This window comes from Dorea sp. AGR2135 (genome assembly GCF_000420885.1).
In the GTDB taxonomy this organism is placed as follows: domain Bacteria; phylum Bacillota; class Clostridia; order Lachnospirales; family Lachnospiraceae; genus Dorea; species Dorea formicigenerans.
This window is the reverse complement of sequence record NZ_ATVU01000010.1, coordinates 61,423-86,148: the sequence shown is the minus strand read 5'-3', so window position 1 is coordinate 86,148 and position 24,726 is coordinate 61,423. Positions and strand designations below refer to the sequence as shown.

Here is a 24,726-nt window from a genome sequence, read left to right as displayed (position 1 = left end):
TTTACTTATGTCAGTAAAAGTTTTTTCTTTTTTTTCGTACGACTATTTTCATGATAATTCCCAGACAACAAGGTAAAACATAATAAAGGAGAAGAAAAGGATGAAAAGAAAAAGTGCAAGCTTTTTAGCAGGTGTGCTTGTTGCATCGATGGTGGCTACACCTTTGTCGTATACGAATGTATATGCACAAGAACAAGATGTAGTAGAAGCCGATGCGGCACAAACAGAGTCAGAATCTGACGTAGTTTCTGATAATACAGATAATGTGTCAGAAAATGTTAGTGAAAAAGAAAATACAGAAAAATCAGAAAGTGCAATACCGGCACAACAAGAAAATAAGAATGCAGAATCTGTAGATAAATCAAATGTGGAAAATGAACCGGTGCAGACAGAGCAAAAAAATGAGTCTGTAACGCAGGAAGCAGCGCCACAGGACTCTATAGTGCCTGTGCAGCCTACAGAGGCGATTTCTGGTGTCAAGGTGTTAAAAAACGATGGAAACGAGTACGGGATGTTTCCAATCGTTGTTGAAAAGATGGAAGTGAAAGATAATCAGGTAACGATTGATTTTAATACAGGTGAAAAATCTGTATTTGATTGGTTATATTTGGGACCTGTAACAGATAGTGAAAAAACAGGTTATACAAAAGGTGAAAAAGCAAATGGTACATGCAAGTTTTCTATTACTGTTCCGTTGTCAAAACAGAATAGTTGGATTCCGGTAGCCGCAGGACGTTCTGATAAAGGAACATGGTCAGAAAATTATCTGTGGATGAGTGTTCCAAACGTAGAAGTTATTACGGGACAGCCGAACGATGTGAAAGCAAAAGAAGGAGAAAATGTTAAATTATCTGTAAGTGCTTCTGAAGAAGATGTTTCATATCAATGGCAGTATAGCGCAGATGGAACAAACTGGACAGACTGTGATGGTGAAAATGCAACAACAGCTAATTATAGCTTTACAATGAAAAAAAGCTCAGAAGGAAAGTATCGTTGCATTGTCAATAAGTCATATATAAAGGAAACCTCTAATACTGCAACAATTACATTTGTAGATGATGATAAGAAGGACGATGGAAAAACAGACAGTGACAATTCTGGAGATAATACTGGAAGCGGCACAACTGCACAGGAAGGTTATGTAGCAAGTGATGGGATTACTTCTATCTATGCCAGTGATGATACGAAGAAACCAGGACAGCCATATACGATGTTTAAAATTGGAGCATCTGAGGCAAAAGTTGTAGGAGATAAAATACAGGTATCCATTTGGGTAGAACCAGCAAGCAGTGGAAACTTTTCATATGATGCAATTTATATTGGTAATGGAAATGATAAGGAAAAAGAACCACTAATTATCGGGGAAGAAGATACAAAAAAGATTGAGGGGAAAAAGTTAGAAAGATTTACTTTCGAGGTACCACTTTCAATGGCAGGAAAAGAAGTGCATTATGTACCGAGAAATGGAAGAACGCAGAAATTTAGCACAACTAGTTCTCTTGCGTTAAAACTTCCAGCATTGTCTGATTTTAAGAAACAGACGGTTATAACAATTCAGTCACAGCCAATAGCAAAGATGGTTGCAAAGGCAGGAGACAAGATTTCTTTATTTATAGATGCACTTGGTGAAGAAGGGACTACGTTGTCATACCAATGGCAGTATAGTGATGATGGAGAAAGTTGGACAAATTGTAAAGAATTAAGTGCTGGTACAGATAACTATACATTTACAATGGAAGAAAAACTTGCCGGAAAATATCGTTGCATCGTAAAGGATAATACTGGTACCGAAATAATTTCAGACATATCAGAGATAACTTTCCAAAAGGTAAGTGAAAAAGAAGGATATGTCGCAAGTAATGGGATTACTGCTATCTACGCCAGTGATGATACGAAGAAACCAGGACAGCCGTATACGATGTTTAGCATTGGGGCATCCGAAGCAAAAGTAGTAGGAGAAAAGATTCAGATATCTATCTGGGTAGAACCTGCAAGCAGTGGAAACTTTTCATATGATGCTATCTATATTGGTGATAAAAATGATGAGCCAAAGGAACCATTGGTATTGGGCGAAGTAGATACAGAAAAGAATTTAGAAAAATTTTCATTTGAAGTACCACTCTCAATGGCAGGAAAAGAAGTGCATTATGTACCAAGAAATGGAAGAACGCAGAAATTTAGTACAAGTAGTGCACTAGCATTAACAATTCCTTCTTTAGATGCTTTTAAAAAGCAGACAGAAATTGTAATCCAGTCACAACCGAAAGATGTAGCTGCGAAGAATGATACACAGGTTTCTCTTTCTGTTATTGCCAATGGAGAAGAAAGTGCAAAGTTGAGTTATCAGTGGCAGTACAGTGCGGATGGAACAAGTTGGATAGATTGCGAGGGCATCAGTGCCAAGAATGCCACTTATACATTCGAGATGGCATCAGACAAGGTTGGACAGTATCGTTGTGTAATTACTGATTCTAATGGAACAACTGCAACATCTAATATTGCAAAGGTGGAAAATCCATCGGCACCGGCAGTGACCAGTAGTCAGGTACAGGTTGTAAAAAGTGATGGCAGCACATTCAAAATGTTTACGGTAAAAGAGTCAAAAGTTCAGGAGGATGGAGAAAATTTAAAAGTTACAATTTCAACTCAGAATGTATCATTCGATAAGATTTATTTGGGTGAAAAAGAAGATGTAATTAAGACTCCTGTGACTGATGGAACAGTATTAGAGAATGGTGGATATACATTTACATTTCAAGTACCGGCATCAGACAAAGGAAAAGTTCTTCCAATTTCATTAGGAAAATCAGATGGCACTTGGTATAATGGACAGGATCTTTGGATTTATATTCCAAATGAAGGAATAGAGAGTCTTCCAACAGTTTCAGATGAGGTAAAAACAATTGTTGGAGGAACTGGTGTTGCATATAGTGATTTTGAAATTGTATCATCCAAAGCTGTACTGCGAGGAGATAAGGTTAATATGACCTTAGATGTGAAAGGAAGCAAGTGGACAAGGCTTTATCTTGGTGTACAGGCTGACACTAACAAAACTCCTGTTTATAAAGGAACGTACAATTCAGAAAAAAATGTGACAACATTTTCATTTGATGTATCAGCAGAGAAACAAGGAATGAATATTGCGGTTACACCAGGAAATGACACATGGTTCTCTTATGCAAGAGACTTGTTTATTAATATTCCAAATCTGGAAAATAAAGCAAATACGACAGAAAATGGAGTATATAATTTATATGGTTCTGCCTATCCGACTACAAACATGATTGGCTTGAATTTTGAAAGAGAAAGTAGTGTCTCAATTAATGGAGATCAGGCAACGATTACGTGGGTTACACAGGCAGCAAGATATGATAAACTTTATATAGGAAATCCACAGGATTCGAATGAAGTAAAAGAGGCAAATGCTATTGAAGCAAAAGATCGTTCTGATATTGCCAGTGGATATAAAAGTTTTACATTTACCCTTCCAGTAACAGAACTTGGAAAAGAATTTAGCTATTCTGTGCGAGATATAAAAGATGGTACATGGACAACTAGTGATGCCAGAGCATATATCAATGGTATTTTGGAGAAAACAGGAGAACTTCCGACACCGGATCCAGACCCGACACCAGATCCGAATCCAGGTGTGGTAGTTCCGGAAAATGGAATATATAAAGTAAATAATGTAACATCAAGTTCTTCCATGTTTAATGTGGTAGATTGTAAACTGACTTCTAAAAATGGTAAGATGAGTGCAGTGTTGACATTAAGCGGTACAGGATATGGCTATCTGTATATGGGAACAAAGGAAGAGGCAGCAAAAGCTGATTCATCATCCTGGATTCCGTTTGTAACAGATAATAATGGAAAATATACATATACCGTTCCGGTAGAAGCATTAGATAAAGAAATTAATGTAGCAGCATACTCTACAAAAAATAAAATCTGGTATGACAGAATACTTACATTCAAATCTGAGACAGTGAAAAAAATTAGTGACATAGATTCTGGTAATGGTGGAACTGGTGGCAATAGTGGAACTACTGGCGGCAACACCAATCCTTCAGGAGGAACTGGCGGTTCGGGTTCTGTTTTAAAACCAAACGATGGTAAAGCTGAAAATGAATCAAAATATGAGGCAGATACATCAGGCGCTACAGGTCGTGTCAACAGTTCTACGACTTTAGCTGATGGAGTGTATACACCAGACAGATTTACATGGTCCGGAGGAACTGGTAAGGTTAAGATATATTGTAACAAGATTACGATAAAAAATGGTCAGGCATATGCAACACTGGTGTTTGACAGTGACCATTATCAGTATGTAAAAGCAAATGGAAATACTTATTATACGTCAAAAAGCGGCGGAACAGCGACAGTTACAATCCCAGTTGCATTAAATCAGAATAATAAAATTCTTGGTATGACAGATAAGATGTCAGTCGCTCATGAGATAGAATATACAATATTTGTTTATCTGGCAGCAGCAGGAAACGGAACTACACTAGGAGGAGCAAATGCGAATAAGAAGCTAGATGAGAAAGCTCCTGAAATTATGGGATTACAATATCAGTCTGAGACACAACTGGATTATGCGGAATACTTTAAGATTTATCATTATGATCAGGGAATTACCCTTCTTGAAATTGACATGACAAAAGGAACTGCGAATGATCCGGAAAAGCTTGCTGCAGAAGCGATTAATGCAGAAAATATAGATGCTGAAACAGCAGATACTTCTGGTGAAGCACAGACTGATCAAGACAAACAGCAGGCTACAGAGTCTAAAAATGCAAAATCAAGCGTAGATGAGGAAGAGACATCTGCAGTTACGACTGCTGAAGATGGAGAAGAAAATCTGAACGGTGTCAGTGAAGCGGAACTTGCAGCAGAGCTTTATAAAGGAAATATTGTCAAATATCTCCTTGTGCCGGAAGGAGTAGAAGTTCCGGTTGGCTTAGATCAGGACATGATTGTAGTACAATTACCAGCAGACAAAGCCTACACATCTACAGAGGCTATTCTGGAAAAAATGGATGAACTTGGACTTACAGATAATATTGTTGCAATTGGAGATAAGAAAAAAGACTGCAAGATTGATTCTATTGCAGAAAAGATGGAGAAAAAGGATGGAGAAGACCACACACAGGTTGTATATGGTGGCGCTGAAGAAGAACCAGATTATAAGACGCTTGTAAAACAGGAAACAAACCTTGCAGTACTTTCATCCAATATTCTTCCAAAAGAAGCGGATATCACAGATATTCAGGAAAAACAGGATGTATCTGAAGACACAGATAAAGAAGAGAAGACCGAGAAAAAATCTACTAAAAAATCAGACGATAAGTCCAAGAAAAAATCTGCTAAGAAATCAGATGAAAAGGCTGAGAAGAAATCAGAAGATCAAGAAAAATTGACAGTGGAAGAACAGACAGAGCGCTATCAGCAAATGACAGAAAAGTTTGCATTACTTGGAATACCAGTAATTGTTGACCGTTCTGAAGATGAGCAGACAGATCTGGCTAAATATGAGTGGATTAAGGTATACGGAGTACTTTTTGGATGTGAAGATCAGATGAACAACTTATTTGACCAGGCAGTGAAAGATGCAGGAGATGATGCAGTGTCTCAGGCAAAAGTTCAGACAGAAAAATAGATATATATCAAAGTATCTAAAAGTATTATATGAGGAAATGTAAAATGAAGAAAAGAATATATAAGATAACTGCAATATTGTTGACTATGGCTCTCTTTTTAGGGGGCTGTGGTTCTGCAAAGAGCAGCCAGGACAGTGCGAGCGCGACAACGCAGACAACCTCTGAGAAGAGTGATGATACCTTCAAGACCGCAGAAGCCCCTCAAATTGACGGGCTGACGTATGAATCCACCATGGATCTGACGTATGCGCAGGAATTCGATGTATTTTATTACAAAGATGGATATAAGCTGATTGATGTTCATGAGGGACGGCAGTATCTGATCGTTCCGGAAGGCAAAGAGGCTCCGGAGGGACTGGACAGTGATATTGTTGTCATCCATCAGCCGGTTCAGAATATTTATATGGCTGCTACAGCAATCATGTCATTATTTGATGCATTAGATGCAATTGATACTGTGAAATTTTCTGGTTTAGAGGCTTCCGGCTGGTATATAGAAAGTGCGAAGAAAGCAATGGAATCCGGAGCCATGACATTTGCAGGAAAATACAGTGAACCGGATTATGAGAAGATTGTAGATGGAGATTGCAAACTGGCAGTAGAATCTACGATGATCCTTCATTCACCGAAGGTGCAGGAGATGATTGAAGACCTTGATATCCCAGTATTTGTAGATTATTCCAGTTATGAGTCACATCCACTTGGAAGAACAGAGTGGATTAAAGTCTATGGAGCAATGTTGAATAAAGAAAAAGAGGCAGAAGCATTTTTTGATGACCAGGCAAAGGTAATCGAAGATCTGAAGGATTTTAAGAATACAGAGAAGACAGTGGCATATTTTTACATCAATACAGACGGTTCTGTGGTTGTCCGCAAATCCGATGACTACATTCCGACTATGATTAAGATTGCCGGTGGAAGATATGTGTTCAAGGATCTGAAGAATTCTGAGGGGAATGCGCCATCTGTAAAACTGACGATGGAAGAATTTTATGCAACGGCAGTAGATGCAGATTATCTTATTTACAACGGAACCATTGACGGACAGGTGAGTAGTCTTGGTGATCTGGAAGCCAAGAGCAATCTGTTTGCAGAGTTTAAAGCTGTCAAAGATGGAAATGTATGGTATACTGGTAAAAACTTATATCAGGCGACAGACACAGTCGGAGAACTGATTTCAGATATTCATCTGATGCTGACAGATGGTGATGCCAGTCAGATGACATTTCTTGAAAAGATGAAATAAAAGTCAAAAAATAAAAGAAACTGGTGGAGAAATATGCAAAATAAGGAAACAAAGCAGGAACAGTTAAGTTTTCATACTGAAAATTTCAGAAAAAGATTCAGATATACATTTGTATTTGTGTGTATGATCGCAGCATTTTTTGTCATTACAGTGCTAAATATTAATACGGGAAATGTACATATTTCTGTGCCGAAGATTTTGAGAATATTATTTTTACATGATGGAGAGGCGGTAGAGTACAGTATCATATGGAAGATACGTCTGCCGCGTATCCTCATGGCAGCATTACTGGGCGGAGCATTGTCTCTGTCCGGTTTCTTATTACAGACATTTTTCTCAAATCCGATCGCAGGACCGTTTGTACTTGGAATTTCTTCCGGAGCGAAGATGGCTGTCGCACTGACTATGATTGTATTTTTAAAATATGTAGGACATTTTTCATCTTACACATTAGTAGTGGCAGCATTCATTGGTTCGTTGATATCGACGGGATTCATTCTTTTGATGTCAAAGAAGATTCATCATATGGCATCCCTTTTGGTAGGAGGAATCATGATTGGATATATCTGTTCCGCAATTACAGATTTTGTGGTGACATTTGCAGATGATTCTGATATTGTAAATCTTCATGGCTGGTCACAGGGAAGTTTTTCCGGTATGAGCTGGGGAAATATAAAAGTAGCTGTAGTTGTAGTTGGAATTGCGGCAGTGTGTACATTTTTACTGTCAAAACCAATCAGTGCATATCAGCTTGGAGAAGCATATGCACAGAGTATGGGAGTGAATATTAAAGTATTCCGAGTTGTTATTATATTACTGTCAAGTATTCTTTCCGCGTGTGTGACTGCATTTGCCGGACCAATTTCTTTTGTGGGAATTGCAGTTCCATTTCTTACGAGAAAAGCGTTCGGAACATCAAAACCGATTGTGGTGATACCAGGTACATTTTTTATAGGGGCTGTATTCTGTATGATCTGTGATCTGATCGCTCGTATGGCACTGGCACCGGTGGAGCTGAATATCAGTACAGTCACATCGATACTTGGTGCACCGATTGTCATCTATATGATGGTGAAGCGCGAGAAAGGAAGAATGTAACATGGCAGATTATTATTTTAAAATGGATGATATGGCTGTTGGATACCAGGGAAAGACACTGATCCATGACATTAATATTGGTATTGATAAAGGTGAAATTGTAACGCTCATTGGACCAAATGGATCCGGTAAATCTACAATTTTAAAGAGCATTACAAAACAATTGAAATTAATTGGAGGAAAGGTGTTCTTCGATGACACGTCGCTTCAGGAAATGTCTTACAAAGAACTTTCTTCCAATATGGCTGTTGTTTTGACAGAACGTATCAAAACGGAGCTTATGACCTGTCATGAAATTGTGGCAACAGGACGTTACCCATATACAGGGCGGCTTGGAATACTGACGCCGGAAGATGAACAAATTGTAGATGAGGCAATGAAGGCAGTTCATGCAGAAGATCTGGGAAACCGCGATTTTAACGCTATTAGTGATGGACAAAAACAGAGAGTTCTTCTTGCAAGAGCAATCTGTCAGGAGCCGGAGATTATTGTGCTGGATGAGCCGACATCTTTTTTAGATGTACGATATAAATTAGAATTACTTGCAATATTGGAACGTATGGCAAGAAAAAAGCATATTACAGTCATTATGTCGCTGCACGAGATTGATCTTGCACAGAAAGTGTCGGATAAGATTATCTGTGTGAAGGGAGATACCATTGCACATTATGGAAAGCCAGAAGAGGTATTTAAGGAAGATACAATCCGCAGTCTTTATGAAATTGACAATGGTTCTTTTGATCCGGCATTTGGAAGCATAGAGCTTCCGAAGATAGAAGGAGAACCAGAGGTATTTGTAATTTCGTCCGGAGGAAGCGGAATCCCGATTTATCGACAGTTACAGAAAGAACACATTCCATTTGCAGCAGGAATCCTCTACAAGAATGATATTGACTATCAGCTTGCAAGACTTCTGGCAGTGGAAGTGATTACAGAAGAACCATTCCGGCAGATCAGTGATGAGACATTTGCAAGAGCAGTTGAAGTGATGAAAAAGTGTAAGAGAGTCATTGTAACAGATGTGCCGGTGGGAGAATGTAATAAAAGAGTCGAAGAATTAATAAAGTTAGCAAAATAGCAGGACGCGTAGTAAATTCGAGGTTTACTACGCGTTAAATGTATTATTTTTTGAAAAACAATCCTTCATATGTTACAATAAAAAAGCTATGGAGATTTAGAACTTAAAGGAGAAAAAAGATGAAGAACAAACAGATAATCGGTCTGATTGTGGCTGGGGCTGTATTTATTGTGACAGGTGTTACAAGCGTATTGACGAATACTTTATCTGCAAATACAATGGCAGAAGATGTGACAACGATGCTGACTGGAGAACTGGAATTTGATCCGCCGGCAGATGATTATATTGGAGTTGTGAATGTAGTGGGGACGATTCAGGAGCAGACGCAGAGCAGTGTACTGGATACATCGTCTGGATATCAGCACAATACAACGATGGATTATATTGACAATCTTATGGACGATTCAGATAATAAAGGGATTCTGCTGTATGTGGATTCTCCAGGCGGAGCGGTCTATGAGTCGGAAGAACTTCATGACAAGCTGATAGAATATAAAGAGACGACAGGCCGTCCAATCTGGACTTATATGGCGCATTATGCAGCTTCTGGCGGGTACATGACGTCTGTAACCGGAGATAAGATTTATGCGAATAAGAATACGGTTACAGGATCTATCGGCGTCATTATGTCAGGGTATGATATGAGCGGACTTTATGAGAAACTTGGAATTCGTTATGTCAGTATTACGAGTGGTGTGAACAAGGACAGTTCCAAGCTGACAGACGAGCAGGTCGCAATTTACCAATCACAGGTCGATGAGTGTTATCAGGAGTTTGTAAATATTGTTGCGGACGGAAGAGATATGTCGGCAGACCAGGTAAAAGCACTGGCAGATGGACGCACTTACACCGCAAAACAGGCAAAAGCGAATGGGCTTATTGATGAGATCGCAACTTACCAGGATGTAATGAATCAGATGGCTTCGGAGCTTGGAGTAGACGAGTTCTATACACCGAGCAGTGAGGAAAGCATATTGGCAGCAATATTTAGTAAAGCAGAAAAGCTTGTTCCAAAATCTGAGGCACAGATATTAAAGGAAACTGCCGAAGAGAAGGAAAGCGGGGTGCTGATGTATTATGCAGAACAGTTACAGTAATGAGAATTATGCCGGGTTCTGGGTGCGTTTAGCAGCATATGTGATAGACAGCGTCATTGTGGCAATTGGACTTCTCGTTGTGCGTCTTGCATGGATCGGAATCGGAGCGCTGATCAGTGGTACAATATTGGATGAAAATGTATTGTTTCATTATTCATTAAAAGATATTGTGTTGTATATTTTCAAAATCATGTATTTTGCTTTATTGACATGGTGTACTGGAACGACGATTGGAAAACGACTGATGAATCTTAGAGTAGTACCTGCTGACAGAAATGAAAAGCTTTCATTTGTGGATGTGTTATACCGGGAGACTGTCGGAAGATTCTTATGTGGAATATCTATCTGGATTGGATATATTATTGTGGGAATTGATAAGGAAAAACGGGGCTTTCACGATATGCTCTGCGACACAAGAGTTGTCTATGAGAAAAAAGTGAAAATGTATCCAGAGTATCTGAGTGCGGCAGGACCGCAGATGTCTGGACAGCCGCGAGAACCAGTGCAGACACAGAATTATGTACAGAAAAATGTGCAAATGCAGAGTCAGTCACAGCCAGGACAACCGTATAGGGCTGTGCCAGATGGAGGATATAGTTTCGTGAGTGATGCCGGGCAAGTGAAAAAGGAGTTTACACAAGCTGAATCTGAAAAAGCAACCGGGTCAACAGGTGAAAATGTAACAAAAATAAAAGAAAACAGAGAAGAAGTAGAAGATAGTATAGAAGAAAACATACAGGAAGGAGATTTATAATCATGAAACGTCAGGACTTTTATTATGACCTGCCAGAGGAATTAATCGCGCAGGATCCGCTTGAGGATCGTTCCAGTTCCAGACTTCTTGTCCTTGACAAGGAGACGGGAGCTACTTCACATCATATATTTAAAGAAATTACAGGATATCTGAAAGAAGGAGATTGCCTGGTCATCAATGATACCAAGGTTATTCCGGCAAGACTGATTGGAGCGAAGGAAGGAACCGGAGCAAAGATTGAAGTTTTATTATTAAAAAGGAAAGAGAATAATATCTGGGAGACATTAGTAAAACCTGGTAAGAAGGCAAAAGTTGGAACAAGAATCGTATTTGGAGAAGGTCTTCTTGTTGGAGAGGTCGTTGGAATCGTAGAAGAAGGAAATCGTCTGGTGAAGTTTGAATATGAAGGAATTTTTGAAGAGATTTTAGACCAGCTCGGACAGATGCCGCTGCCTCCGTATATTACACATCAGTTGGAAGATAAGAATCGTTATCAGACTGTTTATGCAAAGCATACCGGATCCGCAGCGGCACCGACAGCGGGACTTCATTTTACACCGGAATTATTAAAAGAGATAGAAGAAAAAGGCATTGACATTGCGAGAGTGACACTTCATGTAGGACTTGGAACATTCCGTCCTGTAAAGGTAGATGAGATTACAGATCATCATATGCATTCTGAGTTCTATCAGGTTGACGAAGAAGCAGCCAAGAAGATCAACCGCGCAAAAGATTCCGGTCACAGAGTTATCTGTGTTGGAACAACAAGCTGCAGAACTATCGAGTCAGCAGCAGATGAAACAGGACATTTGAAACCGACAAGTGGCTGGACTGAGATATTTATCTATCCGGGATATAAATTTAAGATTTTAGATGGATTGATCACGAACTTCCATCTGCCGGAGTCAACATTGATTATGTTAGTATCAGCACTGGCAGGAAGAGAACACGTATTGGCGGCATATGAAGAAGCAGTACAGGAAAGATATCGTTTCTTTTCCTTTGGAGATGCAATGCTGATTATATAATCAGCCTATGGGGTTAAGCCTTCCCATGCCAAAAGTAGGAATAGAAAACCCCGGAGTTGCCGCTCCGGGGTTTTTGCTCCGTGTCCACATGGATACATTGCTTCTCTTTGCCTGTTATAACCGTATTTTCATCACATCCACATCAAGATTCCACAGGAACTTATCCAGATCTTTAAAGGAGAGGAATACAGTTGCTGTGTTCTCAAGCGGATGAATTCCCAGACTTTTGCATTTGCTTAAGTTTTTATCAATAAAAAATTCGACTGCATGGTCGGTATCATTCATGAGACCGAATGGAGATACGCTTCCCTGTTTGAGCCCGAGATATTTTTCGAGACGTTCTTCTGAGGCAAAGCTTAAGTTTCCGGCACCGAGCTGTCTGCCAAGAGACTTTAAGTCTACTTTAGCATTTTCATCACAGGTAATGAGAAAATGACGTTTTCCTTTTGCATCTCTGAGAAACAGGTTCTTGCACAGAGTTCCTTTCTCAGGAAGACCGAGGCGGTCCATGTCTTCCATGGTGTGTACGGGTTCGTGTTCTACGACTTCATATTTAATTCCGAGCTTGTTTAAGGCGTCATAGACGCGCTGTTTTTGTTCTGACATAAAAAATGGCTCCTTTCTTTGCTTGCTTTATTGTATCACAGAATGTAGATTTCGGCACGCAGATATTGAAAAGTCTGGCATCAATAAAATCTTGAAAGAAAAAGACAATAGATGGAAGTGGCAAATGATTTGACAACCTTCACACAGATAGGTAGAATGAAGAGAGCGAACAATGTTGAATTCGAAAATTTCAGACTGGAAAGGTAAAAACTATGACGAAAAAACTCCGAAGAGGATATACCACAGGAACGTGTGCACAGGCAGCAACAAAGGCCGCGGTCACAATGCTTCTTGGAAATGTCAGCGTAGATCAGGTCACAGTGTCTTTACCAGGAAAAGAAGTGTTGACACTGAAGATCGCTGAGGCTCAAAAAGAATTTAATAAATATAATAAAAGTAATCCGGAGATAGAATCTGTTTCCTGCGCAGTACGAAAAGACAGTGGAGATGATCCGGATATTACAAATGGAATTTTAGTATACAGTAAAGTAAGCAGAATAAAATCTGGCATAGTCCTGGACGGAGGCATTGGAGTCGGCAGGGTGACGAAGCCCGGATTGGATCAGCCTGTAGGAAATGCCGCAATTAATCGAGTGCCGAGACAGATGATTTTAAGAGAAGTCGAAGAGGCGTGTGAAATGTATGGGTACGACGGCGGAATTAAAATAGAGATATCCATTCCGCAGGGAGTAGAACTGGCAAAGAAAACATTTAATCCGAGACTTGGAATTGAAGGCGGTATTTCTGTTTTGGGAACAAGTGGAATCGTGGAGCCGATGAGTGAACAGGCTCTGCTTGATACGATTGAATTAGAGATGAAGGTCAGGCGTGCAGGGGGAAAGAACTATCTCATTATGGCGCCAGGGAATTATGGTCTGGATTTTCTGCGGGAAGCATATGGAATTCAGGATAAAGATGTAGTAAAATGCAGTAATTATATAGGGCAGAGCATGGATATGGCAGCAGATTGTAAGTTTCAAGGGCTTGTACTTGCCGGACATATCGGAAAGCTGATCAAAGTATCAGGTGGAGTGATGAATACGCATTCCAGATGGGCAGACTGCCGTATGGATCTTTTTGCAACGGCAATGCTACGGGCTGGATTTTCCGCAGATCGCGCCAGAGCGGTTCTGGATTGCGTGACGACCGATGATGCGCTTGCACTTTTAAGCGAAGAAGAGCGAGAAGCTACAATCAGGCAAATTATGAGATCCATTGAAAAATATATGGAATACCGCATGGCAGATCAGATGCCTGTTGGGGCAATTTTATATTCAAATGTGTATGGAATTTTGGGAAAAACAAGTAAGGTAGATACTTTGATGCATTTGTGGGAGGAAGAAAATTAATGATACATTTTGTAGGAGCAGGACCGGGAGCGGTTGATCTGATTACGGTAAGAGGACAACGATATCTTAAAGAAGCAGATGTAATCATTTATGCTGGATCACTGGTCAATAAAGGACTGCTGGAATATGCAAAGGAAGGCTGCGAAGTTTATAATAGTGCCTATATGACACTGGAAGAAGTCATAGAGGTTATGATAAAGTCAGAAAAAGAAGATAAGATGACCGTACGACTTCATACGGGTGATCCTTGTCTTTACGGTGCAATCCGTGAGCAGATGGACATTCTTGATGAAAAAGGAATTGATTATGATTCCTGCCCTGGAGTCAGCTCATTTTGTGGAGCGGCGGCAGCACTGAATCTGGAATATACTCTTCCGGAGGTGTCACAGAGTGTTATTATTACACGAACGGAAGGAAGAACTCCGGTTCCTGAGCGGGAAAAGATCATGAGTTTTGCTGCACATGGTGCAACGATGGTTCTTTTCTTAAGTACAGGACTTTTGGAAAAGCTGGTAAAAGAACTGCTTGCCGGAGGATATGCATCAGATACGCCGGCAGCAATTGTGTACAAAGCAACATGGCCGGAGGAAGAGGCATATGTATGTACGATAGATACACTTGTGGAGACAGCAAGGAAACATCAGATTACAAAGACTGCATTGATCCTTGTGGGAAATGTAGTGACTCACAGCCATTATGAACGGTCAAAGTTGTATGATCCGGGATTCACAACTGAATTCCGGAAAGGAAGGGATTCTTAGATGAAAGCTGCAATTCTGAGCTTTACTGCAAACGGAAGAAAGACGGCTGGAAAAGTCAGGAAAGCTTTGTCGGCAGAAGACTGGCTTGTAGCAGAGAATGTCAAATGTAAAGAAGAGGCAGATTCTTATGAGGGAAGCCTGAAAGAATGGACCGGAGAACATTGGAAAGTATCTGATGTTTTGATCTATGTAGGTGCAGCAGGAATTGCAGTTCGGGCAGTTGCATCATTTGTAGTGTCCAAAAAAGAAGACCCGGCTGTACTGGTTATAGACGAGCTTGGAAAATACTGTATTCCAATCTTGTCCGGACACATTGGAGGTGCCAATGAACTTGCAGAAAAACTCAGTCAAATGCTTTCCATGGAGGCCGTGATCACAACAGCAACAGATTTGAATCAGAAGTGGGCGGTTGATATATTTGCAAAGAAAAATAGATTATATATAGAAGATATGAAACTGGCAAAACTCGTATCTGCAGATATTTTGGCTGGCAAACAAGTTTTAGCAGAGACAGAACCAGAATGCTCTGTCAGAGGACAGATTCCAAAAGAATTAAAATTCATACATGAGTCAGACAGATGTGATTCAAGGGCTTTAAAGATCCACATAGGAATCTGTAAAAACGATGTACCTGCAGGAAGCGGAACACAGGTGTTGTATTTGATTCCTAAAGCTGTGGTTTTAGGGATTGGCTGTAAGAAGGGAACTGCTGCTGAAAAGATTGAAAAGCATGTAACACAGGTGCTTGAAGAGTATGGAATTTTTCCGGAATCAGTGAAACTTGCAGCAAGCATTGATTTAAAGAAGGAAGAACCTGGACTATGTACATACTGTGAAAAATATGACATACCGTTTCAGACATTTTCGAAAGAAGAGCTGGAACAGGCAGAAGGGACATTTACAGGATCTGAATTTGTAAAACAGACCACAGGTGTTGATAATGTGTGTGAAAGAAGTGCTATGTGTGCCGGAGGGAAGAAAATTCTGGTACACAAGACAGCGCACGAAGGAGTGACAGTTGCTGTGGCAGTGGAGAAATGGAGTGTGGATTTTGAATAAAGTATATGTGATTGGAATGGGACCTGGTGCTTATGAGCAGATGACGGTTGCAGCGGTGGAAGCGCTAAAGGGCTGTGATGTGATTGTCGGGTATACAGTATATGTAGATCTTATGAAAAAATATTTTCCGGAAAAGGAATTTATGACAACGCCTATGAGAAAGGAGCCGGAGCGATGCCGGCTGGCATTTGAAGAGGCAAAAAAAGGGCGTGTGACAGCTATGGTGTGCAGTGGTGATTCCGGGATTTACGGAATGGCAGGACTCATGTATGAAATCGGAGAAGAATATCCGGAAGTCGAGATCGAGGTTCTTCCGGGTGTGACAGCAGCAATGGGGGGAGCAGCAGTGCTTGGTGCACCGCTTGGACACGATTGCTGTCTGATCAGTTTAAGCGATCTTCTGACGCCGTGGGAACTGATTGAAAAGAGACTTCGGGCGGCAACACAGGCGGATTTTCTGATTGCTTTATATAATCCTTCCAGCAAAAAGAGAAAAGATTATCTTGCAAGGGCTTGTGATATTTTGCTTGAGTACAAAGAAGAAAGTATTATATGCGGTATTGTGAGAAATATTGCAAGAGAAGAAGAAAGTATGAACATACTGACACTGAAAGAGCTTCGAAATACCGAGGTAGATATGTTTTCTACCGTTTATATAGGGAATAAAATGACAAAAATAATTAAACATAAAATGGTTACACCAAGGGGATATCGATATGGCAGAAAATAAAATTTTAATATATGCAGGAACAACAGAAGGAAGACGGCTGGCAGAATTTTTAGTAAAAAGGGAAGTCAGTGTTCATGTCTGCGTGGCAACAGAATATGGAGAGAGTCTGCTGCCAGAGGGAAGTAATATTACAACAACACATGAACGGATGGATGAAAAGCAGATGATAGAATTTATCAATGAATATCATCCTTCATATGTAGTGGATGCGACGCACCCTTATGCGATAGAAGTGACAGAAAACCTGCAAAATGCATGTGAAAAAGCCGGAGTTCCATATTTGAGGATTTTAAGGGATACAGGAGCTGAAAAGTCAGATTGCATCTATGTGGATAGCATGGAAGAGGCAATTGAATATCTGGAGCAGACGACAGGAAATATTCTGGCAACGACAGGAAGTAAAGAACTGGCAGCTTTTCAGAATCTCACAGATTACAAAAAACGTGTTTATGCGAGAGTGCTTTCAACAGCGAAAGTGGCACATAAGTGTGAGCAGCTTGGTTTTACCGGAAAGAATCTGCTCTGCATGCAGGGACCATTTTCGGTGGAAATGAATTATGCAATTATGAAGAGCTATGACATTTCTTATATGGTGACAAAGGATTCGGGAAATATTGGCGGGTTCCTGCAAAAATATAATGCAGCGAAAAAGGCTGGTGTGAAAATCATCGTTCTGGGCCGTCAGAAAGAAGAGTCCGGATATACTTACGAAGAAATCATTGATCTGTTAAAAGAAGAGTATCATTTCAAAACAATGCAAAAAGTGACGCTTGCAGGAATCGGAATGGGAACAGAAGGTTCAATGACTGTGGAAGTTAAAAAGGCATGTGAGGAAGCCGATGTACTGATTGGTGCATCACGTATGTTAAAATCTGTTGTAAAAGAAGGACAGCAGACATTTGCAGCTTACAAACCGGAGGAAATTACGGATTATATTTTCAGTCATCCACAAGATGAAAATATAGTAGTTGTACTGTCAGGAGATCCTGGCTTTTACAGTGGTGCAAAGAAATTGATTTTAACGATCCGTGACAGGATGAAAAAAAGTGGTGAGCCTGATCGTGTAAAGACAGAGATTTTACCGGGAATTTCTACAGTTTCCAGTTTGTGTGCAAAACTTCAGATTCCATGGGAAGACATAAAACTTGTCAGCCTCCATGGACGAGAGGAAAATCTTCTTGCAGCTGTGAAAAATAATAAGTATACATTTACACTGACAGGTTCTGCAGCAGATGTCCGTAAGCTTGCAAAAACTTTGATCGATGCCAGACTTGGAGATTGTAACATGGCAGTCGGGGCAGAGCTTACTTATGAGGGAGAGCAGATTTTAAAAGGAAATGTGTCAGAATTCCTGGATTATGATGGAGACAATCTTGCAGCGGTGCTCATTGCCAATCCATATGGTGGAGAAAATGCGGTGACTCATGGAATGAATGATGAAGAATTTATCCGCGGAGATGTTCCAATGACAAAAGAGGAAGTGCGATCCATCAGTCTTTCAAAAATGAAGATCAGAAAGTCGGATATTATATATGATATCGGGGCGGGAACCGGATCTGTATCTGTGGAATCTGCAATTCAGGCAGAAGACGGACAGGTTTATGCAGTGGAAATCAATCCGGAGGCAGCTGGTCTTATTGAGGAAAATGCCAGAAAATTTGCAGTGAGCAACATAAAAGTTATTGAAGGCAGTGCGCCGGAAATATTAAAAGATCTTCCGGCACCAGACTGTGTATTTATCGGAGGAAGTAAAGGACGACTGGAAGAGATTCTGGAGCTTATCAGGAAAAAGAATCCACAGGCAAGAGTGGTATTAAATGCTATTTCACTGGAGACATTGGCGCAGACTCTGGAATATTGCAGAAAATATCCGATTAAAAATGATGAAATCGTGCAGGTCAATATTGCAAAATCTAAAGTAGTTGGAAGTTATCATATGATGACAGGACAGAATCCGATTTATGTTGTAAGTTTTGAATTAGATTAATGATACGGCCGGACTTTGAACAAGGAGTTAAACAGAAAAAATATGCAGCCCATAGATGATAAAGACAATAACAGAAATAGTAATGCAATTCCAAGATTATTATTGACAGCCGCATCTAGTGGAAGCGGAAAAACGATGATTACATGTGGAATATTAAAGGCTCTGAAAAATCGTGGTCTTAATTGTGCTGCATTTAAATGTGGGCCAGATTATATCGACCCGATGTTCCACCGGAAAGTGATTGGAATCGACAGTTACAATCTGGATACCTTTATGTGCAAAAGAACAGGAGTGAGACAATCACTTCTTTCTCATGGAAAGAACAGAGATATCTGTGTTCTGGAAGGTGTGATGGGATATTATGATGGAATTGCCGGAATTTCAAAAGAAGCCAGCGCATGGGATGTGGCAGATACAACAGATACACCAGCTATATTGATTTTAGATTGCAAAGGAGTCTCTGTCTCTGCAGTTGCAGTTGTAAAAGGATTTTTGGAATATGAAACAGAACATCATATCAAGGGCGTGATTTTAAACCGTATCTCCCCGATGATGTATGCAAGGATGAAGCAGATGATAGAAGAACAGTTAAAAGTCCGCGTATATGGATATGTTCCGGTTGTATCAGAATGTGTTTTGGAAAGCAGATATCTGGGTTTGCAGATTCCGGAAGAAGTGGAGAAAATCGATGAAAAGCTGGAACATCTGGCAAGAGTGATGGAAGATACCGTAGATTTGGACGGAATATTAGAACTTGCCCGGAATGTATCAGCAATGCAGGAAGATACACAAGTCAAAGAGCATCTTTTGAACTTATCAGACACTTTGCAAAAAGGGATTCGAATTGCAGTTGCACATGATGAAGCATTTTGTTTTATCTATCCGGATAATCTGGAGATTTTAAAAAAATTGGGAGCAGAAATTGTCACATTTTCACCAATACACGACAGAAGCCTGCCTGAGAATATACAGGGAATGGTTCTTTATGGAGGGTATCCGGAGCTGTATGCGAAAGAATTAAGTGAAAATGATTCTATGCGTGAAAGTATCTGCCATGCAGTAACGTTGGGAGTACCATGTATTGCTGAATGTGGAGGATTTATGTATCTACAGGAACGGCTGGAAGGTTCTGACGGGAATATATATGATATGGCCGGAGCACTTTTTGGAAAAAGCTATAAGACAGAAAAACTGAGAAGGTTTGGATATATTATATTATCCAAAGGGACAGTTTTTGGTCATAATGTTGGAAACATTACAGCACATGAATTTCATTATTATGAATCAGAAGAATGTGGTCATGCATTTACAGCGAAAAAACCGATGTCCACGAGGGGATGGGAATGTATGATTAGTACAGATACAATATTGGCAGGATATCCACATATTCATTATATGGGAAATCCACAAGTTGCAGAAGCATTTGCGGGTGCGTGCAGAAGATATAAAGAAAAAGATTAACAGGCATGATGTCAGGATAGACAAGAGGGATAAGAAGCTAAGAAGCAGGAGGTTATTAATAGATGACAAGGGAAGAGGAACTTGGAATTATTATAGATGGAATCGAAAATCTGGACAATGTGGCTATGGAAACTGCCCGGGAGAAATGGAATTCTATCGCAAAGCCATTACATAGCCTTGGAAAGCTGGAAGAGCATATTATCCGGATTGCCGGAATTACTGGAAATGCCGAGGTAGAACTTAAGAATCGTGCACTGATAGCTATGTGTGCAGATAATGGTGTCGTGGAAGAAGGTGTGACACAGACCGGACAGGAAGTAACTGCAATTGTAGCAGAGAATTTTCTGGAAGGAGCTACCAGCGCCGCGATTATGTGTCAGAGTGCAGAGGTAGATCTGTTTCCGATAGACATTGGTATGGTTCGTGATACAAGAGTACCGAATTATAAAGTCGCTTATGGAACAAAGGATATGGTGAAAGAGCCTGCAATGACAAGAGAAGAGGCGCTTCAGGCAATCCTGACAGGAGTGCATCTTGTGAAAGAGAAAAAAGAAGCAGGATATCAGATACTTGCGACCGGAGAGATGGGAATCGGTAATACAACGACCAGCAGTGCAGTGGCGAGTGTCCTTTTAGATGAATCAGTGGAGACAATGACCGGGAGAGGAGCCGGACTTGACAGCGCTGGTCTTAGAAGAAAGATACATGCTATCAAAACAGCCATTGCAAAAAATGAGCCAAATGCAGATGATCCGGTAGATGTACTTTCAAAGGTAGGAGGATTTGATCTTGCCGGACTTGTTGGAATTTATCTGGGCGGAGCGTATTACCACGTTCCGGTAATTATGGATGGTTTCATCTCAGCGGCAGCGGCACTTGCAGCAGTGCAAATGTGCAATAAAGTCAGAGAATATATCATTGTGTCTCATGTGTCCAAAGAGCCGGGAATGCATATTCTTCTTAAGGCACTTGGGAGGGAAGCATCTATGACTTGTGATATGTGTCTTGGAGAAGGGACAGGAGCTGTTGCATTTCTCCCGGTACTGGATATGGCGTTGGCTGTATATGAGAAAATGAGTACATTTTCCGATATTCACATTGATGATTATGAAGAATTAGGAGATAAATAGAATATTCAAAGAAAGTCTGGGGATAAAATGATGATGCATGTAATAACCGGGGGCAGTGGAAGTGGAAAATCTGCCTATGCGGAAATGTGGCTGACCGGAAAACCGGAGAAAAGCGAAGAAAAAAAAGCGATATGCCCATATCTGTATATTGCGACCATGCGTCCATTTGGTGCAGAGACACAAAAGAAGATTGAACGCCACAGGCAGATGCGCGCCGGAAAAGGATTTCAGACGCTGGAGTGTTATGGAGATTTGAGGACGCTTGATGATTCTATCCAAAGGTGGAAGAGAAGTAAAAGTATCTTAGATATCAATAAAACTTGTAGGAACGAAAAAAATCAGGAGAATGCTAAAACAGGAGGAATTCTGTTAGAGTGCGTTTCCAATTTACTGGCGGATGTGCTATATCAGGAAGATGGAAGTCTTGCAGAGGATGAAGCGGTTCTGGAGACGATTGTAGAAGGAATCCGTTATTTGAACACACAGACGGAGCACTTGGCGATTGTGACAAACGAAGTGCATAGTGATCTGCAGGATTATTCAGAAGAAACAAAAAAATATATCGGACTTCTCGGAAAGATCAATCAGGAGCTTGGAAAAATGGCAGATCAGGTAACAGAAGTTGTCTATGGAATCCCGATTAAGATAAAATGAGCAAATAGTAAAATGATGTTGGAGTCAAAAGCCCCAACTATGATGGGATATAGAAATAGGAAGGTTACAAAGTAGTATGAAAAAAATGTGGAATAGTTTTAAAATTGCATTTTCTATGTACAGCAAGATTCCCATGCCACAAAGTGAATGGACAGATGAAAATATGTCGCTTGCGATGTGTTTTTTTCCGTGGGTGGGTGCTGTTATCGGTCTGGCGTCATGGGTTGTCTATCAGGCAGGAGGCTGGCTGGCTGACAGGCAGGAAACTTTATCTTCTGGAATACCAGGCAGTAGTAATCTTTTTTTGACGATGTTATTAGTGCTGATTCCCATCTTTATTACTGGCGGAATTCATCTGGATGGTTTTTTGGATACACAGGATGCTTTAAGTTCCTATCAGCCGATGGAACGCAGACTGGAGATTTTAAAAGATTCTCATGCCGGAGCATTTGCAATTATTTCCTGCAGCGTATATTTTTTCGCGTACACGGGGATTTATTCTATGCTTACAGCTCATGCAGCGAAAGTAATCGCCATTAGCTTTATGCTGTCGCGTACATTGAGTGGACTTTCGGTTATCTGTTTTCCACAGGCGAGAAAAAAAGGACAGGGGCTTGTGGCAACATTTTCAGAAAGTGCGGAAAAAAGAGTGAATCGAAGAACGCTCATGATATATTTGATCGTACTTAGCTCACTCATGATTGTGGTGGGAAAATGGTCCGGAGCAGCAGCGGTGATTATGGCACTTCTTGTATTCTGGTATTATCATCACATGTGTATCAGCAAATTCGGCGGGGTCACTGGAGATCTGGCAGGGTATTTCCTACAAATGTGTGAAATTCTGATGGCGTTGGCAGTTGTAGTGATGGAACAGATTTTATTGTTATTAAAGTAGCTGCGAGGTCAATAGGATATACGCAGAGAAAGACGAGGCATGTGAAAAGAGATGATCATGATTATAGGAGGAGCATATCAGGGAAAACTTGCCTATGCAAAGGAGACGTTTCCGGATGTGCGCTGGACAGACGGAGAGCAGTGCGAAAAAGAAGCAATCTTTCAGTACAGGGGAATTTTTCATTTTCATAAATATATAGAACGATTGCTCTCGGAAGGAGAAGATATTTCCGAACTGGCGAAGCAGTTGAAGGAGAAAAATCCAGATTTGATTTTAGTGACGGACGAGATTGGATATGGAATCGTGCCGATGGACCCATTTCTCAGAGAAGTACGGGAAACTACAGGGCGCATCTGTACAGAGCTGGCGAAAGATGCAAAGAGTGTGATAAGAGTTGTCTGTGGAATTCCGACGGTAATTAAGGCGCAGGTCAAATAGTTTATCTTTGGTACTAGAAGTATGATGATGTTAGGAGCAAAAGCCCAAATTATGATAAATGGAAGCAGATTTATATGAGGAAATAAATGGAATGATACAACTATATTTAATTCGTCATTCTATGACGGCAGGCAATTTGAAAAAACGATATATTGGACGGACGGATGAATCACTTTGTCCGGAGGGAATTGTATTACTGGAAAGTTATATTCAGAAAAATATATATCCGGAAGTCCAGAGGGTATATGTAAGTCCCATGAAGCGCTGCATGGAAACAGCAAAATTGATTTTCAAAGAAAACTTTTATGAAGTAGAAGAACTCAGGGAATGTGATTTTGGTATATTTGAAAATAAGAATTATAAAGAATTGTCGGATTGCCCAGAATATCAGGCATGGATTGACAGTGGGGGGACCATGACATTTCCGGGAGGAGAGGATCCGGAAGAATTCAGAAAAAGATGTGTGCGCGGTTTTGAAAAGGTCATAAAGGAGTGCAGACATGATCAGATCAAGAGCGTCGCAGTTGTGGCGCATGGTGGAACGATCATGAGTATCATGGATCGATATGCCAGAGATGAGAATGGTCAGCCGGACGGCAGTTATTATGATTATCAAGTGAAGAACGGAGAAGGATATGAACTTATTATTGCAGATGTTTCTTCCGGTGATGGCAGGATTTGTGCTGGATCTGATATTTGGAGATCCGGTGTGGCTGTATCATCCGGTGAGAATGATCGGTCATTTGATCTCAGGAGTGGAAAAAATTATAAGAAGCTTATTTCCTAGTGGAAAAACGGGGGAGCGGATCGGAGGAGGATTATTAGTCGTAATCGTGGTGGCAGTCAGTATGGCAGTTCCAGGAGGAATTCTGTATCTTGCATATCACATTTCCTTTTATCTTGGACTGGCAGTGGAAAGCTTTATGTGTTATCAGATCCTTGCAACAAAGTCACTGAAGGTGGAGAGTGACCGTGTCTATCAGGAAATTCAGACAGGAGATATTGCGAGGGCAAGAAAAGCAGTTTCCATGATCGTGGGACGGGATACACAGAATCTGACGATCGAAGGAGTGACAAAGGCTGCGGTGGAAACTGTTGCAGAAAATACGTCAGATGGTGTTATTGCACCTCTTTTTTATATGGTAATCGGCGGAGCTTTGCTTGGATTTGGTTATAAAGCAGTTAATACCATGGATTCCATGGTAGGATATAAGAATGAAAAATATCAGTATTTTGGCTCGGCAGCAGCAAAATTTGATGACGTAGTGAATTATATCCCGGCAAGATTATCTGCCTGGCTTATGATCCTGGCATCTGCAATTACGCACATGGACTGGAAAAATGCAAAGAAAGTATTCCTGAGGGATCGATATAATCATAAAAGTCCCAACTCTGCACAGACAGAATCCGTTATGGCAGGAGCATTAGATGTGCAGCTTGCCGGAGACGCCTGGTATTTTGGAAAGCTTTGCAAGAAGCCTACGATCGGAGATGCAATCCGGGAGATTGAACCTGAGGATATCCGCAGATCTCACACATTACTGTATATGACAGCAGTACTTGCGTTAGTGGTATTTGAAGTTGTGAAAGTGCTGGTATGTTTGTGGTATTTTACTGTACAAGTATAAAAGAACAGGCACAATGCATGGAATTGTCAATGTAATTGTAGCCGTATAATAAGGCAAGAATGAATTG

20 protein-coding genes are annotated in these 24,726 nt (G+C 40.5%); 19 read left to right on the top strand and 1 reads right to left on the bottom strand.

Annotated features, from left to right (window positions below; all coding sequences use genetic code 11):
• Positions 1–100: 100 nt before the first annotated feature.
• The 7 genes from G593_RS19030 (at position 101) to queA (ending at position 11,961) form a co-directional block, all read left to right on the top strand.
• The gene (locus G593_RS19030; protein WP_029731375.1) at positions 101–5,659 is read left to right on the top strand and encodes an immunoglobulin domain-containing protein; all 5,559 of its coding nucleotides are present in this window, start codon (positions 101–103) and stop codon (positions 5,657–5,659) included.
• Positions 5,660–5,703: 44 nt separating this feature from the next.
• On the top strand, positions 5,704–6,906 hold the full coding sequence (locus G593_RS0108295) for an ABC transporter substrate-binding protein (protein ID WP_029731374.1): 1,203 nt from the start codon (positions 5,704–5,706) through the stop codon (positions 6,904–6,906).
• A 33-nt stretch (positions 6,907–6,939) separates the two neighbouring features.
• Positions 6,940–8,004, top strand: coding sequence for a FecCD family ABC transporter permease (locus tag G593_RS0108290; protein WP_005334153.1), 1,065 nt, complete (start codon positions 6,940–6,942; stop codon positions 8,002–8,004).
• Between the two features lies 1 nt (position 8,005).
• On the top strand, positions 8,006–9,082 hold the full coding sequence (locus tag G593_RS0108285; protein ID WP_022279869.1) for an ABC transporter ATP-binding protein: 1,077 nt from the start codon (positions 8,006–8,008) through the stop codon (positions 9,080–9,082).
• A 119-nt stretch (positions 9,083–9,201) separates the two neighbouring features.
• Entirely contained in the window at positions 9,202–10,179 is a 978-nt protein-coding gene (gene sppA, locus G593_RS0108280; RefSeq protein WP_029731373.1) for a signal peptide peptidase SppA, read from the top strand.
• Positions 10,160–10,933, top strand: a complete 774-nt coding sequence (locus G593_RS0108275) for an RDD family protein (protein WP_029731372.1) — start codon at positions 10,160–10,162, stop codon at positions 10,931–10,933. The genes sppA and G593_RS0108275 overlap by 20 nt, the downstream gene beginning before the upstream one ends.
• A 2-nt stretch (positions 10,934–10,935) precedes the next feature.
• Positions 10,936–11,961 (top strand): tRNA preQ1(34) S-adenosylmethionine ribosyltransferase-isomerase QueA, encoded by a 1,026-nt coding sequence (queA, locus tag G593_RS0108270; RefSeq protein ID WP_005338735.1) that lies wholly within the window; start codon positions 10,936–10,938, stop codon positions 11,959–11,961.
• 114 nt (positions 11,962–12,075) lie between these two features.
• Here queA and G593_RS0108265 read toward each other — a convergent pair whose 3' ends face one another.
• A complete protein-coding gene (locus tag G593_RS0108265; protein WP_005338736.1) occupies positions 12,076–12,567 on the bottom strand; it encodes a prolyl-tRNA synthetase associated domain-containing protein in 492 nt (163 codons plus the stop codon).
• A 212-nt stretch (positions 12,568–12,779) separates the two neighbouring features.
• Between G593_RS0108265 and cbiD the strand changes: the two genes are divergently transcribed.
• The 12 genes from cbiD to cbiB all read left to right on the top strand — a co-directional run bounded on the left by cbiD (position 12,780) and on the right by cbiB (position 24,659).
• Positions 12,780–13,916, top strand: coding sequence for a cobalt-precorrin-5B (C(1))-methyltransferase CbiD (gene cbiD, locus G593_RS0108260; RefSeq protein ID WP_029731371.1), 1,137 nt, complete (start codon positions 12,780–12,782; stop codon positions 13,914–13,916).
• Positions 13,916–14,677, top strand: coding sequence for a precorrin-4 C(11)-methyltransferase (gene cobM / locus G593_RS0108255; protein WP_029731370.1), 762 nt, complete (start codon positions 13,916–13,918; stop codon positions 14,675–14,677). Before cbiD ends, cobM begins: the two co-directional genes overlap by 1 nt.
• Entirely contained in the window at positions 14,678–15,736 is a 1,059-nt protein-coding gene (locus tag G593_RS0108250) for a cobalt-precorrin 5A hydrolase (RefSeq protein ID WP_029731369.1), read from the top strand. It abuts the gene before it with no gap.
• The gene (cobJ, locus tag G593_RS0108245; protein ID WP_029731368.1) at positions 15,729–16,466 is read left to right on the top strand and encodes a precorrin-3B C(17)-methyltransferase; all 738 of its coding nucleotides are present in this window, start codon (positions 15,729–15,731) and stop codon (positions 16,464–16,466) included. Before G593_RS0108250 ends, cobJ begins: the two co-directional genes overlap by 8 nt.
• On the top strand, positions 16,453–18,453 hold the full coding sequence (locus G593_RS0108240; protein WP_029731366.1) for a bifunctional cobalt-precorrin-7 (C(5))-methyltransferase/cobalt-precorrin-6B (C(15))-methyltransferase: 2,001 nt from the start codon (positions 16,453–16,455) through the stop codon (positions 18,451–18,453). Before cobJ ends, G593_RS0108240 begins: the two co-directional genes overlap by 14 nt.
• Before the next feature lie 42 nt (positions 18,454–18,495).
• Positions 18,496–19,914 carry a cobyrinate a,c-diamide synthase gene (locus G593_RS0108235; RefSeq protein ID WP_044994273.1) on the top strand — a complete coding sequence of 473 codons (1,419 nt, stop codon included), beginning with the start codon at positions 18,496–18,498 and terminating at the stop codon, positions 19,912–19,914.
• A 62-nt stretch (positions 19,915–19,976) separates the two neighbouring features.
• Complete coding sequence (gene cobT / locus G593_RS0108230) at positions 19,977–21,044, top strand: nicotinate-nucleotide--dimethylbenzimidazole phosphoribosyltransferase (RefSeq protein ID WP_029731364.1); 1,068 nt, start codon at positions 19,977–19,979, stop codon at positions 21,042–21,044.
• Between the two features lie 27 nt (positions 21,045–21,071).
• Positions 21,072–21,698, top strand: coding sequence for a bifunctional adenosylcobinamide kinase/adenosylcobinamide-phosphate guanylyltransferase (locus G593_RS0108225; protein ID WP_330360824.1), 627 nt, complete (start codon positions 21,072–21,074; stop codon positions 21,696–21,698).
• A 76-nt stretch (positions 21,699–21,774) separates the two neighbouring features.
• Positions 21,775–22,593, top strand: coding sequence for an adenosylcobinamide-GDP ribazoletransferase (locus G593_RS0108220; RefSeq protein ID WP_029731362.1), 819 nt, complete (start codon positions 21,775–21,777; stop codon positions 22,591–22,593).
• 51 nt (positions 22,594–22,644) lie between these two features.
• On the top strand, positions 22,645–23,031 hold the full coding sequence (locus G593_RS0108215; RefSeq protein ID WP_005334127.1) for a bifunctional adenosylcobinamide kinase/adenosylcobinamide-phosphate guanylyltransferase: 387 nt from the start codon (positions 22,645–22,647) through the stop codon (positions 23,029–23,031).
• Positions 23,032–23,122: 91 nt separating this feature from the next.
• Complete coding sequence (locus G593_RS0108210) at positions 23,123–23,818, top strand: histidine phosphatase family protein (RefSeq protein WP_242827067.1); 696 nt, start codon at positions 23,123–23,125, stop codon at positions 23,816–23,818.
• A complete protein-coding gene (cbiB, locus tag G593_RS0108205) occupies positions 23,700–24,659 on the top strand; it encodes an adenosylcobinamide-phosphate synthase CbiB (RefSeq protein WP_242827069.1) in 960 nt (319 codons plus the stop codon). Before G593_RS0108210 ends, cbiB begins: the two co-directional genes overlap by 119 nt.
• Positions 24,660–24,726: the final 67 nt, after the last annotated feature.